General features: G+C 32.7%; 12 protein-coding genes. 4 read left to right on the plus strand and 8 right to left on the minus strand.

The features are described 5' to 3' along the window. Positions 1-78: 78 nt before the first annotated feature. Both cbiD and guaA read left to right on the plus strand, forming a co-directional pair. Positions 79-1,221: a cobalt-precorrin-5B (C(1))-methyltransferase CbiD gene (gene cbiD / locus SIB53_RS03860; protein WP_413678882.1), complete on the plus strand. Its 1,143-nt coding sequence runs from the start codon at positions 79-81 to the stop codon at positions 1,219-1,221. A 69-nt stretch (positions 1,222-1,290) separates the two neighbouring features. Continuing rightward, on the plus strand, positions 1,291-2,877 hold the full coding sequence (gene guaA / locus SIB53_RS03865; RefSeq protein ID WP_413678883.1) for a glutamine-hydrolyzing GMP synthase: 1,587 nt from the start codon (positions 1,291-1,293) through the stop codon (positions 2,875-2,877). Between the two features lie 202 nt (positions 2,878-3,079). On the opposite strand, the gene SIB53_RS03870 is transcribed toward guaA, so the two are convergent. The 8 genes from SIB53_RS03870 to SIB53_RS03905 all read right to left on the minus strand — a co-directional run bounded on the left by SIB53_RS03870 (position 3,080) and on the right by SIB53_RS03905 (position 16,677). Then, positions 3,080-5,062 (minus strand): methyltransferase domain-containing protein, encoded by a 1,983-nt coding sequence (locus SIB53_RS03870; protein WP_413678884.1) that lies wholly within the window; start codon positions 5,060-5,062, stop codon positions 3,080-3,082. A gap of 126 nt (positions 5,063-5,188) precedes the next feature. Then, entirely contained in the window at positions 5,189-6,940 is a 1,752-nt protein-coding gene (locus SIB53_RS03875; protein ID WP_413678885.1) for a tetratricopeptide repeat protein, read from the minus strand. A 636-nt stretch (positions 6,941-7,576) separates the two neighbouring features. Further along, positions 7,577-9,739 carry a tetratricopeptide repeat-containing sulfotransferase family protein gene (locus SIB53_RS03880; RefSeq protein WP_413678886.1) on the minus strand — a complete coding sequence of 721 codons (2,163 nt, stop codon included), beginning with the start codon at positions 9,737-9,739 and terminating at the stop codon, positions 7,577-7,579. 823 nt (positions 9,740-10,562) lie between these two features. Continuing rightward, positions 10,563-12,179, minus strand: coding sequence for a tetratricopeptide repeat protein (locus tag SIB53_RS03885; RefSeq protein ID WP_413678887.1), 1,617 nt, complete (start codon positions 12,177-12,179; stop codon positions 10,563-10,565). 454 nt (positions 12,180-12,633) lie between these two features. After that, positions 12,634-14,826: a tetratricopeptide repeat protein gene (locus SIB53_RS03890; protein ID WP_413678888.1), complete on the minus strand. Its 2,193-nt coding sequence runs from the start codon at positions 14,824-14,826 to the stop codon at positions 12,634-12,636. A 573-nt stretch (positions 14,827-15,399) separates the two neighbouring features. Further along, positions 15,400-15,645 carry a hypothetical protein gene (locus SIB53_RS03895; protein ID WP_269623965.1) on the minus strand — a complete coding sequence of 82 codons (246 nt, stop codon included), beginning with the start codon at positions 15,643-15,645 and terminating at the stop codon, positions 15,400-15,402. A 28-nt stretch (positions 15,646-15,673) separates the two neighbouring features. Continuing rightward, positions 15,674-15,958 carry a galactose oxidase gene (locus SIB53_RS03900; RefSeq protein ID WP_413678889.1) on the minus strand — a complete coding sequence of 95 codons (285 nt, stop codon included), beginning with the start codon at positions 15,956-15,958 and terminating at the stop codon, positions 15,674-15,676. 533 nt (positions 15,959-16,491) lie between these two features. After that, positions 16,492-16,677, minus strand: coding sequence for a hypothetical protein (locus tag SIB53_RS03905; protein WP_413678890.1), 186 nt, complete (start codon positions 16,675-16,677; stop codon positions 16,492-16,494). 249 nt (positions 16,678-16,926) lie between these two features. On the opposite strand from SIB53_RS03905, the gene SIB53_RS03910 reads away from it, so the two are divergent. Together SIB53_RS03910 and SIB53_RS03915 are read left to right on the plus strand one after the other, a co-directional pair. Continuing rightward, positions 16,927-17,079, plus strand: coding sequence for a hypothetical protein (locus SIB53_RS03910; RefSeq protein ID WP_413678891.1), 153 nt, complete (start codon positions 16,927-16,929; stop codon positions 17,077-17,079). Continuing rightward, complete coding sequence (locus tag SIB53_RS03915) at positions 17,079-17,306, plus strand: hypothetical protein (RefSeq protein WP_413678892.1); 228 nt, start codon at positions 17,079-17,081, stop codon at positions 17,304-17,306. Before SIB53_RS03910 ends, SIB53_RS03915 begins: the two co-directional genes overlap by 1 nt. Positions 17,307-17,317 lie beyond the last annotated feature (11 nt).

Consider the following 17,317-nt stretch of genomic DNA (forward strand, 5'->3'; position numbering starts at 1 on the left):
TACTTATTGAAATCTTGATTACTATAATTTTAAAAAATTATTTAAGGAATTTCTTTTATCGTCAGCTCTTCGAATGATTTGAATGGATTTACTCTGCCAGTTTGGTTAGTTGCGGCTGCAAAGTCAGCAACAAAAATTTTACTTGGCAATAAATTTCAAGACACAGAGATAATTGAGTTACTAAATAATGAAAAGTCAATTACTGTACCGATCTCTTCTGCAGCTCTCCTTGACAATGGTGAGAGATCTTTATCAGTCACTCATTGTCAGTCTGGATTGGCTCTTGACATAACAAGAGGATTACAAATTTGGGCTTATGTGCAATTCATCAAAGCAAGTCCAAAGTTAGAAACGATAGATGAAAATGGTTTTCCTGATTGGCTTGATTTTCATGCAGGCTATGGAGTAGGTAAATTTGAATCAACTGGTAAGCCATGCATATCTTCGTTTGCGTGTGATTTGTTACGTATAAATCTGTATCCCTTATTACCAGAAAGTTGTTCAATGAAGCTAGAGGTTGTTTTACCTGACGGTAAAGATCGTGCTCTCAAGACTAGTAATCAATCTTTTGGAGTTGTAGATGGATTATCTCTTATTGGTACTCAGGCTGAAGTTCAAATTAGTGCTTCTCCTGAGCAATTGAAAAAATGCAAAGAGAATCTGCTCAATAAATGTTCTGAATCAACATTTGATGGATGTGTGACTTTTGTTATTGGTGAAAATGGAATGGATTTAGCACTGAACTTTGGAATTCCAAAACAGCAAATTATTAAAACGGGTAATTGGTTAGGCCCTCTTCTTGTTGCAGCTGCGGAAAATGGAGTGAAGAAACTTTTAATATTTGGTTATCATGGAAAGTTGGTAAAACTATCTGGCGGTGTTTTTCATACCCATCATCATCTTGCAGATGGAAGAATTGAAATACTGACGTCAATTGCAGTTCGAGAAGGGATTTCGTCTGATTTGATTAAATTAATCAGTAATTCCACTTCAGTGGAAAATGCTTTATTAGCTCTTGAGTTAGATAATCCTGACGATGTTGCGTTGATTTGGGGACGGATGGCAAAAGAAATTGAAATTAAAAGTCAGAGCTATGTAAATAGATATTTGTCTTCATCCATGAAAATAGGATCTGTTTTATTTGATCGTAAAAGACAAATCCGTTGGGCTGGTTTTCAGGGTTTAACACAAATTAATTCTTTGGGGTTAATTCTTAAGTGATAGGCATATTCCTATTCTCTTCATTAGTCTATTTGATAAGAATGTTTTAAAAGGATTCATCAGGTTTAAATGGCTTCAATGATTTCAGAGGAAAAACGTAATCCATCAATCGTCATTCTCGATTTTGGGTCTCAATATTCAGAATTAATTGCTCGAAGGATTAGAGAGACAGAGGTTTACTCATTAGTTATGAGTTACACAATATCTGCCCAGCAACTACAGGTTCTTAATCCTAAAGGAATTATTTTAAGCGGAGGACCTGGATCTGTTTATGAAGAAGGTGCACCACATTGTGATCCTGAGATTTTCAATTTAGGTATTCCTATTCTTGGTGTTTGTTATGGAATGCAATTAATGGTTCATCAGTTAGGAGGCTCCGTTACGCCTGCTACTGGAAAAGCAGAATATGGAAAGGCTCCTTTAGAAGTTGATGATCCAACAGCTTTATTAACTAATATTATGACTGGCTCGATTATGTGGATGAGCCATGGAGATGCCGTTACAAAATTACCAAAGGGATTTGTCAGATTAGCTCATACTTCAAATACTTTAGAAGCAGCTATTGCATTGCATAATAAGAGCTTGTATGGAGTGCAATTTCATCCTGAAGTTGTTCATTCTGCTCAGGGAATGGTTTTAATAAGAAATTTTGTGTATCACATTTGTTCATGTGAGCGAGATTGGACAACAAATTTATTCATCGATGAAGCTGTTACTCAAGTACAGCAACAAGTAGGAGATAAAAAAGTTTTATTGGCTCTATCGGGTGGTGTTGATTCATCAACTCTTGCATTTTTATTAAACAAAGCAATAGGACCTCAATTGACATGTATGTTTATTGATCAAGGTTTTATGAGAAAAGGTGAGCCAGAATTTCTCATGTCTTTTTTTGATGAAAAGTTTCACATTAATGTCCAATACATTAATGCTAGAGAAAGATTTATTTCAAAATTGAAAGGTATAACTGATCCTGAGCAAAAGCGTAAAATTATCGGAAGAGAATTTATTAGGGTTTTTGAAGAGGAGAGTCTTCGTCTTGGTCCTTTTGATTATTTAGCACAAGGGACTTTATATCCAGATGTGATTGAGAGCGCTGGAACAAACATTGATCCAAAAACAGGAGAACGAATAGCCGTTAAAATAAAAAGTCATCATAATGTCGGTGGTTTACCTAAAGATTTACAATTTAAATTGGTAGAACCCTTGAGACGTTTATTTAAAGACGAAGTTAGGAAAGTTGGCAAATCACTTGGCTTGCCTGATGAAATTGTTCGGAGACATCCCTTCCCTGGACCTGGATTAGCAATAAGGATTTTAGGAGAAGTTAATCATGAAAAATTAAATTGTTTAAGAGATGCCGATTTAATTGTAAGAGAAGAGGTTAATTATGCTGGATTGTATAATGAGATCTGGCAAGCTTTTGCTGTTTTGCTACCTGTCTATTCAGTTGGGGTAATGGGTGATCAAAGAACTTACGCATGGCCTATTGTTCTTCGTTGCGTCTCAAGTGAAGATGGAATGACTGCGGATTGGTCTCGTCTGCCGTATGAAGTCTTAGAGAAAATTTCTAATCGCATAGTAAATGAAGTTGAGGGAGTCAACAGAGTTGTTTTAGATATTACAAGTAAACCCCCTGGAACTATTGAGTGGGAATGACCTGTCTACTAAAATGTAGATATAGTCATAAAAATAGGGTTTGTCACAAGTTCGTCTCCTGAAATTAGGTGACAAAATAACAGCGATTTGAACCCCCGTGTTTGATACGGGTTTGTTTTGTGACCTTGTCATCGTCTTCATGCAGAAATCGTAGAAAGGTCTTTTCTCTTAAAGATTAAATATTTTTATTCTGTGGAAGTAGTCAATTCTCCGTTTTAGAAACCCAGAACTGATACATTCCTCTGAAGGTATGTGGATGTTTTTCTTCAAATCTTGCCCAGTTTTGTAAATTGATTTGTTGTTTATCTTCTGGGTAATATTTCTTATAGAGAGATTTAACTGGTGGTTGAAGCAAGAATCCAAGAAATTTTAATTTATTAGATTGGAGTGTTTCTTGTAGTTGGTTAATTGTGAATCTATGTTCTTGTTCATGAAAGCAAAGATCACGGCATTCTGAGATTGAATAAAAACTCGATCTCTGTTGAAGATTATCAATCTCTGGGTAAGTGCCAGCAATTACATCTTTTCGAAACTGACGAATGTTAGTCGTCGTTGGTTTTAGATTTTTGCTAGCAATATAATTCCTTGCTTTAATAATATCTTGTCTTGCTAGTTCACTATATAAACCTAATTTTAAAAAACCATCGTCTTTTAGGACTCCTAATAATGCTTTCAATCCTTTTGACGGATCATTCATATGGTGTAACACACCGGAAGATTCAATAATGTCAAATTGTTCTTCTAGTAAACTAACTTCTAAGATATCCATTTGAATTAGTTCAACATTATCAATCCCAAGTTCATTTATTTTTCTTTGAGCATAAGCAAGACTAGATAAACTTAAATCTATACCAGTAATCTGAGAGTTATTGTATCTCTGTGAGTGTAGAATTTGATTACCTGTTCCACATCCAGCAATGAGCACTTGTAATTGACTATCTCTAATATTGGAACTGATAGAATTAGGTTTGATTTCAATATTAATTGCCTTGCTAATCGATATCTTTCGACTTTCATGATGCCTTCCATATCTCCATCTAGGATATGGATTTTCCTCATATTGGGATTGTACTTTTTGAGAAATCTCATCATTAATTGATCCTAGTTTTTTGATGTTTTCGGATAATTTAATTTCTTTTAAAGGTTCTGTGATTTGCAATTCTATTAGTGCTCTGAAACTTTGATTAGAAGAATTAAAAGATTTTAAAGATGGTATTTGATCAAGAAGTTTATAAAGAGGAAAATAACAAGATAAAATTGAAATATTGATTTCATTGATTTTAGAATCTCTACATCTTTGGATGATTATATTAGCAGATATATTTTCTTCTTTAGTGAATGAGTAAACATATTCATTTAAAAAGCATTGCTCTCCTAATGCAATAATAAATTGTAATTGTGAGTAACCTATTTCTTCTTTATTCTCGGTAATCCTTTCGCAGATATATTTTCTTATATTGGTTAGCAATTTTTCTAATCTAATATCCTTGAAAGTTATTTTTTTAAGTGCATTAATTATGACTTTATTATTAACAAGTATTTCTATTACGGATAGATCTGAATTACTTTTTTTTAAATTACTGATTATTTCATTGCTATATATAAAGTTAAATACTCTATTTAATTCTTTATGAGGTACATCATTTCTCTCTAGAAGAAGAAGTAATATTTTTTTTAAGTCTGATTTATCTAACTGTGACGGGTCTGAATCTCTTAGAAATTCCGTTATGAAGCAGTATATATTAGGGTATGTAGGATTAATTTTAATTACGCGTAAGTAAGAAGCAAAAGATTCTTGTAATTTGCCAAGATCTCTCAATATGTTTCCCAGATTTAAATGAGCATCAGCGAAATCAGGATTAATTTCAATTGCTTTGAGTTGCGTTAATTCTGCTTCTTTTAATTTTCCAAGATCTCTTAATATGACTCCATAATTAGAGAAAACTCTGTGATCATTAAACCCTTGATTAATGAAATCTTGATAATATTTTGCTGCTTCTGAAATGTTGCCTCGTGAATGAAACTTAAATGCTTGATTAATTAATTGTTCTTTAGAAGGTTTAGAAAGAGCATTAGTAGTAATAATGATGTTTTCTTTGATGTCTTCTAAATTAAATGGAACATCGAATATTTTTACTTCAGTGACTTTTTTCTTTCCTTCTCCTTCTTGACTAGAACCACCCATCTTCTCTTTTGATTTTTCCGATTTTACTACTAATTTCAACCCTTATTAATTCTTTCTGAAATCATTTATTACTTATAGAGGAAGATTAATAAATATTTTCAATGAACTTTGTTTTGTAACTTGTTATTAGGAAGCGATGTCTTTATATCTATTGGTTTTAGCAAGTATTTCAATAGCGGGTTTCAGCATATCTTTGTAGTTCTTCCATCCATCAATAGATTTTGAATTGATTGGGAAACGAACTTGAACACTGCTTGCTGTTGAAACTGAGCGTGGATTGACATGAGATTGTAGATATGATTCTTGCCATTTCCAACCTAACCAAGAGATTAAATCTTTAATTTGTTGATTAGGATTGGTCACTAACGAGTCATAATTAAGGTCATATATCTTTGATCTAAATCTATTTTTATATTCTGTCATGATGTTCTCTTGATCTAAATAAACTCTTGTGCAATCAACTAGGGATGAGGAATATGCATTCCCTTTGGCAAAATTTGTTCGGTAAATTGACAGAATATTATCTAAAGGATTTCTATAGCAGTGAATAATTTTTGCATTAGGTATTTGCTTGACAATGATACCTGCATATTGATAATTATATAATAATTTATTTGTTGTGATATGCAATTCCGTCTTATTCCTTATTTTCCCCCCATATAATTCAGCAAGATTTATATCTTGTTTGGACTTCTTACACTCTAGGAATGATTCCTCTAGAATATTAATTTCACCTAGATCATATACATCGTTGCTCATACATATAATCGACTCTATTAATGTTGAACCACTTCTAGGCATTCCTACAATAAAAATACTCTCAGAAGAATGTCTCTGTTCTTTTGTATTAATCTCTTTTTTATCAGATTCAAGAAGTAATATTTTAGATTTATTGATTAATAAATTAGAGTTAGATGGATTAAGATCAAGTTTAATGTGATTTGCTAATTGAAGGTATTTAGCACTATCAGCGTAATTTTTCTCCTTGTGAAGAATATTTGCTCTTGCGAAGTAAATATCAATTTGATCTTTTTTAGATTTGTTATTTAAGATACTTTGAGAAAAGAGTTTATCCTTCCATATTGTATTTTTATTAGAATATTGAAGAGTCGATAGAGAAAAATATGCTCCAGCGTAATCAGGTTTGAGTTCAATTACCTTGTGGTATGAGATTTCTGCTTCTTGTAATTGTCCAAGATCTTTCAATATGATTCCAAGATTGGAATGCGCATCTGCGAGATCAGGATTGAGTTGAATTGCTTTGCGAGTGGATCTTTCTGCTTCTTGTAAGTTACCAAGATCCCTTAATATTCCGCCCAGATTGGAATGCGCATCAGCGAAATCAGGATTAAGTTCAATTGCTTTGCGAGTTGATAATTCTGCTTCTTTTAATTTGCCCAAATTCCTCAAGATGCTTCCTAGATGGAAATGCGTATCAGCGAAATCAGGATTAATTTCAATTGCTTTGCGAGTTGATAATTCTGCTTCTTTTGATTTGCCAAGATCATTTAAAATAAGTCCCAAATTGTAATGCGTAATTGCGAAATCAGGATTAATTTCAATTGCTTTGAGTTGCGTTAATTCTGCTTCTTTTAATTTTCCAAGATCTCTTAATATATTTCCATAATTACAAAAAACTCTGTAGTCACTGAAACCTTGATTAATGAAATCTTGATAATATTTTGCTGCTTCTGAAATGTTTCCTTGTGAATGAAACTTAAATGCTTGATTAATTAATTGTTCTTTAGAAGGTTTAGAAAGAGTATTAGTAGTAATAGTGATGTTTTCTTTGATGTCTTTTAAATTAAATGGAACATTGAATATTTTTACTTCAGTGACTTTTTTCTTTCCTTCTCCTTCTTGACTAGAACCACCCATCTTCTCTTATCTTTTTTCTTTTTTGATTTTTCCGATTTTACTACTAATTTCAATTCTTATGCTATGCCACCTGAGAAATCATCTTCTTCAGTTCGAAAGAGAATAGACCATTTTGTATTTAGATTACTGCTCACTCAATAAAAATTAGTTGATTATTATTTTCTAACTCATAATAATTTACTGATTCAATGATTTCTCTTTCTATCAAAAATCACGTTAGATGTAGAAATAATTAACTGCTTCTCTATAAAAGCATCATTGAGTATATTTTTCTTGTAATCAATTGGCACGACTGGGGTTTAGGGGTGCTCTTTTGCAAAGGACTATTGAGTGGGAATCATTTGTCTACTAAAATGTAGATATAGTTTAAAAAATTAGGGTTTATCACACGTTCACCTCCTTATATTAGTTGACGAAACAACAGGGATTTAACCTCTTGTGTTTGTTACGGGTTTGTTTTATGACCTTGCCAGCGTCTTCATGAAGAAAACGTAGAAAGGTATTTTCTCTCAAAGATTAAATATTTTTATTCTGTGGAAATAGTCGATTCTCCGTTTTAGAAACTCAGAACTGATAGATACTGCGAAGGTCGTGAGATGTTTTTCTTCAAATGTTGCCAAGTTTTATAAGTTTGTTTTAAGAGGCGATATCGCGATACTTATCTGCTTGAGTAAGGATTTCCATAGCAGGTTTCAGCATATCTTTGTAATTCTTCCATCCACCAATAGATTTTGAATTGATTGGGGAACGAACTTGAACACTGCTTGCTGTTGACACTGAACGTGGGTTTAGATGAGGTGATAGATATTTATTGTCCCACTCCCAACCTAACCAAGAGATTAAAGATTTAATTTCTTGGTTAGGATCGCTCACTAATAAATCATAATTTAAGTCGTATATTTTTGATCTAAATCTATTCTTATATTCGGTCATTATTTCGTCTTGATCTAAATAAACCTTTGCGCAATCAACTAAGGAAGAGGAATATTCATTTCCATGAGTAAAATGTGCTCGGAAAATTGAAAGAATATTATCTAAAGGATTTCTAAAACAGTGAATAATTTTCGAGTTCGGTATTTCTCTAGCAATGATACCTGTGTATTGATAATTAAATAAGTTTTTATTAGTTGTTATATTGGATTGGTTCTTTAAATCTTTGATTCTTTTCAAATACTCTTCAGGAAGAGTTAATGATTGATTAATTTTTCTACTCACGAAGAATGATTCCTCGAGGATCTTAATCTCCCCTAAATCATCAACATTAGGATTCATACTAAGAATTGATTCTAATAATGTAGAACCACTTCTAAACATACCTACAATGAAAATACTTTCAGGGGATTTTCCCTGTTCTTTTTGATTAATTTCTTTTTTATTAGATTCAATAAGTAATACTTTAGATTTATTGAATATTATCTCAGGTTTAGATGGTTGAATATCAAGTTTTAATTTATTCGCTAATGTAAGATATTTAGAACTTTCTTCGTATTTTTTTTCCTTATGAAGAATATTCGCTCTTGCGAAGTAAATATCAATTTTATCTTTTTTCAATTTGTTATGTAAGATACTTTTAGAAAAGAGATGATTCTGCAATATTTTATTTTTATCAGCAATTTTAAGTAACGATAGTGAATAGTATGCTCTGGCGAAATTAGGTTGTATTTCAATTGCCTTGCGAATAGATACTTCTGCTTCTCTTAATTTACCAAGATCAATTAATATGCCTCCGAGATTGGAATGTGCCATCGCGAAATCAGGATTCAGTTCAATTGCTTTGCGAAAAGATACTTCTGCTTCTCTTAATTTACCAAGATCAATCAATATGCCTCCGAGATTGGAATATGCCATCGCGAAATCAGGATTCAGTTCAATTGCTTTGCGAATAGATACTTCTGCTGCTTGTAATTTGCCAAGACCTTGCAAAATATTGCCTAGATTGGAGTGCGCCTCTGCGTAATCAGGTTTAATTTCAATTGCTTTGCGTAATGATATTTCTGCTTCTTGTAATTTGCCAAGACCTTGCAAAATATTGCCTAGATTGGAGTGCGCCTCTGCGTAATCAGGTTTAATTTCAATTGCTTTGCGTAATGATATTTCTGCTTCTTGTAATTTGCCAAGACCTTGCAAAATATTGCCTAGATTGGAGTGCGCCATTGCGAAAGTAGGGTCCAGTTCAATTGCTTTGCGATATGAAATTTCTGCTTCTTTTAAGTTGTCAAGATCATTCAATATGTTTCCCAGATTGTAATGCGCTATTGCAAAAGTAGGATCCAGTTCAATTACTTTGCGATATGAAATTTCTGCTTCTTTTAAGTTGCCAAGATCTGTTAATGTGTTTCCCAGATTGTAATGCGCTATTGCGAAAGTAGGATCAAGCTCAATTGCTTTGCGATATGAAATTTCTGCTTCTTTTAAGTTGCCAAGATCTGTTAATGTGTTTCCCAGATTGTAATGCGCTATTGCAAGATTAGGTTTGATTTCAATTGCTTTTCGGTATAATAATTCTGCGTCTTGTGATTTACCTAGATCTTGTAAAATTGCTCCATAATTAGAAAAAACTCTGTGATCACCAAACCCTTGAGTAATGAAATATTGATAACATTTTGTTGCTTCTGGAATATTTCCTTTTTGATGCAACTGAATTGCTTGATTAATTAATTGTTCTTTAGAAAATTTAGAAAAAGGATTGGTATTAATATTAATATTTTTTTTTATATCTTCTAAAGCAAATGGCACTGGGAATGTTTTTACTGCATTAATATTCTTCTTTCCTTCTCCTTGTTGACTAGAACTATCCATATTCTCTTGTTTTGTCTTTTTTATCGTACTTCTGACTTTACTACTAAGTCTAATCCTTATTTATTCTTTCTGAAATCATCTTGGAACTGACAGAGCGACAATACAAAAACAGATCTGTGTACTATTTCTCTACAAAAGAATCATTGAGTGTTTTTCCCCTTGTAATCCATTGGTATGACTGGGTTTTGTGCGGGTTTTGTGTGCTATATGTAAAGATGAAATCTGTTGATATGACTGGTGTTTAGGGGTGTCTTTTGCGAAGTTCTATTGAGTGGGAGTAAAATACCAGCATAAAACCCATCCTTAGACTGAATACTTGAGTTTCACATAGAATATTTCTTACCTACTATCAAGGGTTTTGAGGTCTGTAGTTTCACACGAGTTTCACAAGTCACCTTGTCACCTGCTCTATAGAAAAGTCGTAGAAGGATTGATTTCTCTACATCTGAACCGTAGATAACTTGTAGAGAAAACGTTGGAGAAGAGGTGTTTATTTTGAAATAACTATTTTGCGATATATGTTACTAAATTGACTACTTTTACAAGATGACTACTTACTCCTTTCTCAGGATTTCACCTTGTCCTCCTTTTAAATGACCGTTTGATACAGGACAAAAGTTTATTTCTGCTCTATTCAACTATGACATATTTTCGTAGAGAAATCGTAGCAGGGTATTTTTCTCTGAAAGATTAAATATTTTTATTCTGTGGAAGTTGTCAATTCTCCTTGTTAGATACCCAGAATTGATACATACCTGTGAATTTCATGGGATGCTTCACCTCAAACTTTTCCCAGTTTGGTCAGTTGGTCTTGTCTGTTTAATTAAATTCCTATTAATTTAACCGCAACTTGCTTTGTCATGTAAGAGATTGCCAAAACTTCATAAGTTAAATTATTATTAGAACAAAATTCATTGAGCGCTTTATATTCATCCTTTTCCCAATTGTTATTGGTAATAAATTCATCAAATATTAAAATTGTATCCTCATCAATAACAGGTTTTGAATAGTTTAAAGCACATATAGTAGAAGAATAGAGGTCGGCATCAAAATTTATAATTGATGCCATCTCTCTAGATTTAGAAAAGAAAGTTGGAAGTGTGTCTTCAAATTCACCTGCTATAAATGTTCCGCCATCAATTTTAGGAATGATACCTTCTGATGAATAAGTTCCATGTTTCTCTTGATGCCAATCTTCTGGCAATCCTTCAAAAGTATCAAATCCATAACCTTTTTTGAAAGTATTAATTAGATACCTAAAGGATTCTCCTCGCCAAACACCAAATTCATAGAAAGGTCTATCTTTTTTACTTTTTTTAGTCATACTGTCAAATAACGCCCATCTATGGAAAAATAATTCAGGTAACTTAGGTAAAGTAAAAACCCATGCAATTGATCGGGATGTAGCATGATCTTTGTGATTTGATTGAATGAGATTGTCAAATAATGATTGATCACCTTGATGTAATTTCAGAGCACTTAGAATAAGTTTTGCCTTTAAATAATTTTCATCTATTTTCAAGCATTGATTAATCCTTTCTTCTGCTTCTTCAATAGTATTTGCTAATCCAGATAAATTCCAATACGCCTCAGCAAAATCAGGTTTAAGTTCAATTGCTTTTCTTAGTGATTGTTCTGCTTCTAGTAATTTACAAAGATCACTTAATATTTCTCCCAGATTTAAATACGCCTCAGCAAAATCAGGTTTAAGTTCAATTGCTTTTCTTAGTGATTGTTCTGCTTCTTTTAATTTACCAAGACCTTTAAATATGATTCCGAGATTGGAATGTGCCTCAGCGAAATCAGGTTTAAGGTTAATTGCTTGTCGAGTTGATAATTCTGCGTCTTTTAAGTTGCCAAGATCCCTCAATATGTTTCCCAAATTGTAATGAGCATCTGCAAAATCTGGTTTAATTTCAAGTGCTCTGCGTAATGAGATTTCTGCTTCTTTTAATTTACCAAGACCTTTAAATATGATTCCGAGATTGGAATGTGCCTCAGCGAAATCAGGTTTAAGGTTAATTGCTTGTCGAGTTGATAATTCTGCGTCTTTTAAGTTGCCAAGATCCCTTAATATGTTTCCCAAATTGTAATGAGCATCTGCAAAATCTGGTTTAATTTCAAGTGCTCTGCGTAATGAGATTTCTGCTTCTTTTAATTTACCAAGATCTCTAAATATGACTCCATAATTAGAGAAAACTCTGTGATCATTAAACCCTTGATTAATGAAATCTTGATAATATTTTGCTGCTTCTGAAATGTTTCCTCGTGAATGAAACTTAAATGCTTGATTAATTAATTGTTCTTTAGAAGGTTTAGAAAGAGTATTAGTCGTAATAGTGACCTTTTCTTTGATGTCTTCTAAATTAAATGGAACATTGAATATTTTTACTTCAGTGACTTTTTTCTTTCCTTCTCCTTCTTGACTAGAACCACCCATCTTCTCTTATCTTTTTTCTCTTTTGATTTTTCCGATTTTACTACTAATTTCAACCCTTATTAATTCTTTCGGAAATCATTTATTACTTATAGAGGAAGATTAATAAATATTTTCAATGAACTTTCTACGATTATTCAGACAATCAACTCATAGACTTTAACTAATTCTGTTCATTTCTGAACTTTGTCAGTTTGCCACGGGTTTGTCACGATCACATAATCCTTGAGAATCAAGTTATATCTTCATTCTTTTTGGTAGGGACTATTGAGTGGGAATGATTTGTCTACTAAAATGTAGATATAGTTTCAAAAATTAGGGTTTGTCACAAGTTCACCTCCTTATATTAGTTGACGAAACAACAGGGATTTAACCTCTTGTGTTTGTTACGGGTTTGTTTTATGACCTTGCCAGCGTCTTCATGAAGAAAACGTAGAAAGGTATTTTCTCTCAAAGATTAAATATTTTTATTCTGTGGAAATAGTCGATTCTCCGTTTTAGAAACCCAAAATTGATACATTCCTATGAAGGTGTTGGGATGTTTTTCTTCAAATTTTGCCCAGTTTTGTAGATTGATTTGTTTTTTATCTTCTGGGTAATATTTCTTATAGAGAGATTTAACTGGTGGTTGAAGCAAGAATCCAAGAAATTTTAATTTATTAGATTGGAGTGTTTCTTGTAGTTGGTTAATTGTGAATCTATGTTCTTGGGCGTGAAAGCATAGATCACGGAATTCTGATAATGAATAAAAGTCCCCAAATGATTTAAAAGATTTTAATTCGCTTAACTCACAAGAAATAATTTTTTGTCTAAAATTGCGAATGTTATCCTCATTTGGTTGAATTTTTTTGCTGGTAATATATTTTCTTGCTTTAACAACATCTTGTCTTGCTAGTTCGCTATACAAACCCAATTTAAGAAAACCATTATGTTTTAAAATACTTAATAATGTTTTTAAACCTTTTGAGGGATCATCCATATGGTGCAATACACCTCCACATTCAATAATGTCAAATTTTTTCTTTAGTAAATTAACTTCTAAGATATCCATTTGAATTAGTTCAACATTATCAATCCCAAGTTCATTTATTTTCCTTTGAGCATAAGCTAGACTCGATAAACTTAAATCTATAGCAGTAACGTGAGCATTCTTATAACTATTTGTGTGTAAAATTTGATTACCTGTTCCACACCCAGCAATAAGAACTTTTAATTGATGACTATCTAAATTGTGTCTTATATAATTAGGTTTAATTTCATTATTAATTGCTTTAACAATAGATATCTTTTGATTTTTTATATGACTGCCATATCTCCATCTAGGATATGGATTTTCTTCGTATTGAGATTTTACTTTTTTAGAAACATCATCATTAATTGACCCTAATTTTTTGATATTTTTAGATAATTCAATTTCTTTTATAGGTTCTGTTACATGTAACTCTATTAGTTCTTTGAAACTTTGATTATAAGAATTAAAAGATGTTAACGATGGTATTTGGTTAACAAGTTTATATAGTGGAAAAAAACAAGATAAAATCGATAAATGTATTTCACTGACTTCACCATCTCTACATTTGTTGATAATCTTATCAATAGATATATTTTCTTCTTCAGTAACTGAATAAACATATTCATTTAAGAAGCATTGCTCTCCTAATGAAATAATAAATTTTAATGCAGAATAATTAATAGTCTCTGTATTTTTAGCTATAACATCGCATATACTTCTTCTTATTTTAGTTAGCAATTCCTCCAATTTATCATCACAAAAGATAATCTTTTTCAGTGCATTAATTATGACTTTATTATTAATAATTAAGTTTATTTGTGAAATGTCTGAATCTAATATTTCTAGATTATTGATTAATTCATTGCTATATACAAAGTTAAATGCTCTATGTAGTTCTTTATGAGGAACATCATTTCTCTCTAGAAGAAGATTTAATATTTTTTTTAAGTTTGATTTATTTAATTGAGATGGATCGGAATCTTGTAAAAATCTAGTTATAGAAAGATAAATATTAGAAAATGATGGATTAATTTGAATTACTTTTAGATATGAATCAAACGCGTCTTGTAACTTTCCTAGATGACTCAAAATAGTTCCTAGATTAAAATGTGCCTCTGCGTAATCAGGATTAATTTTAAGCGCTTTGCGAGTAGATAATTCTGCTTCTTGTAATTTACCAAGATCACGCAATATGTTTCCCAGATTGGAATGTGCCTCTGCTAAATCAGGATTAATTTCAATCGCTTTGCGAGTAGATAATTCTGCTTCTTGTAATTTACCAAGATCACGCAATATGTTTCCTAGATTGGAATGTGCCTCTGCTAAATCAGGATTAATTTCAATCGCTTTGCGGTATGAGATTTCTGCTGCTTGTGATTTGTTCAGATTTTTTAAGATGACTCCATAATTACAAAAAACTCTGTAGTCAGTGAAACCTTGATTAATGAAATCTTGATAATATTTTGCTGCTTCTGAAATGTTTCCTTGTGAATGAAACTTAAATGCTTGATTAATTATTTGTTCTTTAGAAGGCGCATGAGAAATAATACTTTCTTTTTTTTCTTCTTCTAAAGCAAATGGAACTGGGAATGTTTTTATTTCATCGAGGGCTTTTCCTTCTTTTTCGGATCTCTCCATTTTATCTTTTTTACTCTATCTTTTAAGTATCTTACAATAGGTCTTATCTTGATTCATTGTATTTTGAATCACTTCTGAACTGATAGAGCGTGGATAAAAACTATCTTTTTTAGATCATTTATCTACGTACAGAACAAAGGACAAGGGGACAAAATCACCAAACGGAAACAGGGTGTAATATGATTTACGTAATCTTTGTATAAATGTCTAAAACGGGAATATAAAAGAGCGAAAATGTCTCCTATACGTTTCACAAAATTATTGAGTAAAAATAGATTGCGGGAGAGACAGTGATTATAAGGAGGATTTGGAGTAGGAACCATGGAGTGGAATTAAATATAACTACTAAAAGGTAGTTATAGATTAAAAGTTATAGTTCCTCCTAAGTCCAAAGTAAAAATTGACGAACCTAGTTCTAATGGTTTTGATAGACGTGTTCAACGTGTCCTCTTCTCACCTTCTCTGTAAAGACATTGTAGAAAGTTTGTTTTCTCTACACTCGTGGTTTGTTTTGATGGATCAGTTCCCAAGAATCTTTTTACGACTTCTCTTCGCATTGAGAACTTCTTAGTATCAAAAAAGTTCATTTTTTTCTATTACTAAATCGACTAATTGTTTTTTATTGAGTTTGGAAATTTTGTCTATACCAACCAGCATTGCCCTCAATTCGCTATTGGTTTTTTGCATCAGTAGCGATTTCTGATCAACAAATATTCCTTTCTTTAGGATCGAAAGAAGAGTTGAGAAGGCATCAAAAATTGCCATTGAAGCGATGATGCAAAACATCATCACAGAATCAGCAGTGGTAGTTAAATTCATTGGTTTTGAGGAAATAATTTTTGGTTTGTTAGGCAACTTCTGGACACCATCCAATTTGTAATACCCTCTTCTTTTGCCAGTTCAAGCAATGCTTTGTGAGATGTTCACCTTGAGGGATAAGCCGTTGGTGAAGAGGACAAGTCAAAAGAGTGACGCATGACTTATCGCACGTATAAGTGAAGTGTTCACACGTAAGACAAACAGAACTTCCTCTGGACTTCACCAGTTCCAGATCAGTGAAATACCTCCACTCTTCTGGGTGCTCAAGTGCTTCAACTGCAGCGACAACTTTTGGTGTTTTAATTCCACCCATCTTGGTTCTCCTTCTAATAAGAGGCAAAAAAGCATGATGCTCACTTCGTGCTTCCTTTCTCGGTTTAGCGATGGGGATAATATTAATACAAATGTACTATTTTTGTCTATTAGGTCAAGTCACCTATTTTTTCCATTAAAGAAGGGAGCGAGATTTTGGTCGCTCCCTTTGAGTCAAGCACTCAACTGACTGAACTTAAATTTCCATCCTTTATTTAACTTTGACCCACAGAAGGTGCTGTGACTCCTAATTCATTAATAACAAATCCAGATCAAGTGAACATGAGAAAAAACACCTGTTTAACCAACCACCCAATAATCTTTGTGTTTTCTGAGAATGAGTTTGAGAAGATCGAGAATCATTTTTTTCTCAATATTTCAACTGAAAGTAATAAGGAACAAGGTGTGGAAGTGTTCCAAGTGAGATAAAAAGGACAGAAAACCAAAGAAAGATCGATGAAAGAGTATTCGATCCATTGGATCTGAAACTACGTGTTGCTTGCATAATTAGACCTCCTGTTAGTTCAATGTTTTTTAGTAGTCCATCGAGCAGTTGCCAAACTGCAAGCATTCATTCTCGTAATCGACCTCATCAAAATCAGTTTCAAAATTCGAAACCAGATCGCACCAATCGTTCCCTTGAATAGGAACTCCACAAGATTTCGAGAATGTTTCTTTTACGTCTTCGATTGCATGTTTAAAAGGATTACCGCATGACATGGTTTGACCTCCTAATAGTGCCTTGATTTATATCTACTCCTCCTAATTCAAAAAATCTATAGGATAAAAACCCTAAAGTATTAACTCTGATTACCCCACAAAGAAAAACCCTTGAAACTAATCAGGGGTTTGGGTTGTTCCGACCATTGCAGAGACCGCACGAAAGGTGACTCAGTTCACATTAGGAGGTGTGAGATACCTCCTTAGAGTCAATGTCATTTCCCCTTTTTTAATATCTTCGAGAGTGCTATGACTCTTGATTTATATCTACTACCACTAATCAAAAATATCTATGCAGAGAACCCAAATGTAGAAATACCTTGGTGTTCTCACCCCTATGGATTTCCATTTAATAGGAGTAATACAAGATCAGGAGTCACAGCACTTCAATTTCTGGGGTGATGGACTCGACTCGCAGGGGGGAAACACATGTTACTTACTTCATTGTAGGTATCTCTATGACTAGAAAAAGAGACAAGATTTGGACAGGAATCATTGCGACTAGACAATGGTTCATCAAACTTTTTACTAGTGAGGCAGATGCTTTAGTTGATGACTTCGGAAATAATTCACTACCAGAAATAGGCCCTCAATCTTATTCAGGAGATATTCACGATAAAGGAGACTGATTTCATTCATT

This window comes from Prochlorococcus sp. MIT 0916 (assembly GCF_047305155.1).
Classification (GTDB): Bacteria; Cyanobacteriota; Cyanobacteriia; order PCC-6307; family Cyanobiaceae; genus Prochlorococcus_B.

Excerpts from the sequence above, each read along its gene's own strand:
- SIB53_RS03910 (WP_413678891.1), top strand. The coding sequence starts at position 16,927 with ATGACTCTTGATTTATATCTACTACCACTAATCAAAAATATCTATGCA.
- SIB53_RS03900 (WP_413678889.1), bottom strand. The coding sequence starts at position 15,958 with ATGGGTGGAATTAAAACACCAAAAGTTGTCGCTGCAGTTGAAGCACTT.
- SIB53_RS03880 (WP_413678886.1), bottom strand. The coding sequence starts at position 9,739 with ATGGATAGTTCTAGTCAACAAGGAGAAGGAAAGAAGAATATTAATGCA.
- SIB53_RS03915 (WP_413678892.1), top strand. The coding sequence starts at position 17,079 with ATGGACTCGACTCGCAGGGGGGAAACACATGTTACTTACTTCATTGTA.
- SIB53_RS03905 (WP_413678890.1), bottom strand. The coding sequence starts at position 16,677 with ATGTCATGCGGTAATCCTTTTAAACATGCAATCGAAGACGTAAAAGAA.
- SIB53_RS03890 (WP_413678888.1), bottom strand. The coding sequence starts at position 14,826 with ATGGAGAGATCCGAAAAAGAAGGAAAAGCCCTCGATGAAATAAAAACA.
- guaA (WP_413678883.1), top strand. The coding sequence starts at position 1,291 with ATGGCTTCAATGATTTCAGAGGAAAAACGTAATCCATCAATCGTCATT.
- SIB53_RS03885 (WP_413678887.1), bottom strand. The coding sequence starts at position 12,179 with ATGGGTGGTTCTAGTCAAGAAGGAGAAGGAAAGAAAAAAGTCACTGAA.
- SIB53_RS03870 (WP_413678884.1), bottom strand. The coding sequence starts at position 5,062 with ATGGGTGGTTCTAGTCAAGAAGGAGAAGGAAAGAAAAAAGTCACTGAA.
- SIB53_RS03875 (WP_413678885.1), bottom strand. The coding sequence starts at position 6,940 with ATGGGTGGTTCTAGTCAAGAAGGAGAAGGAAAGAAAAAAGTCACTGAA.
- SIB53_RS03895 (WP_269623965.1), bottom strand. The coding sequence starts at position 15,645 with ATGAATTTAACTACCACTGCTGATTCTGTGATGATGTTTTGCATCATC.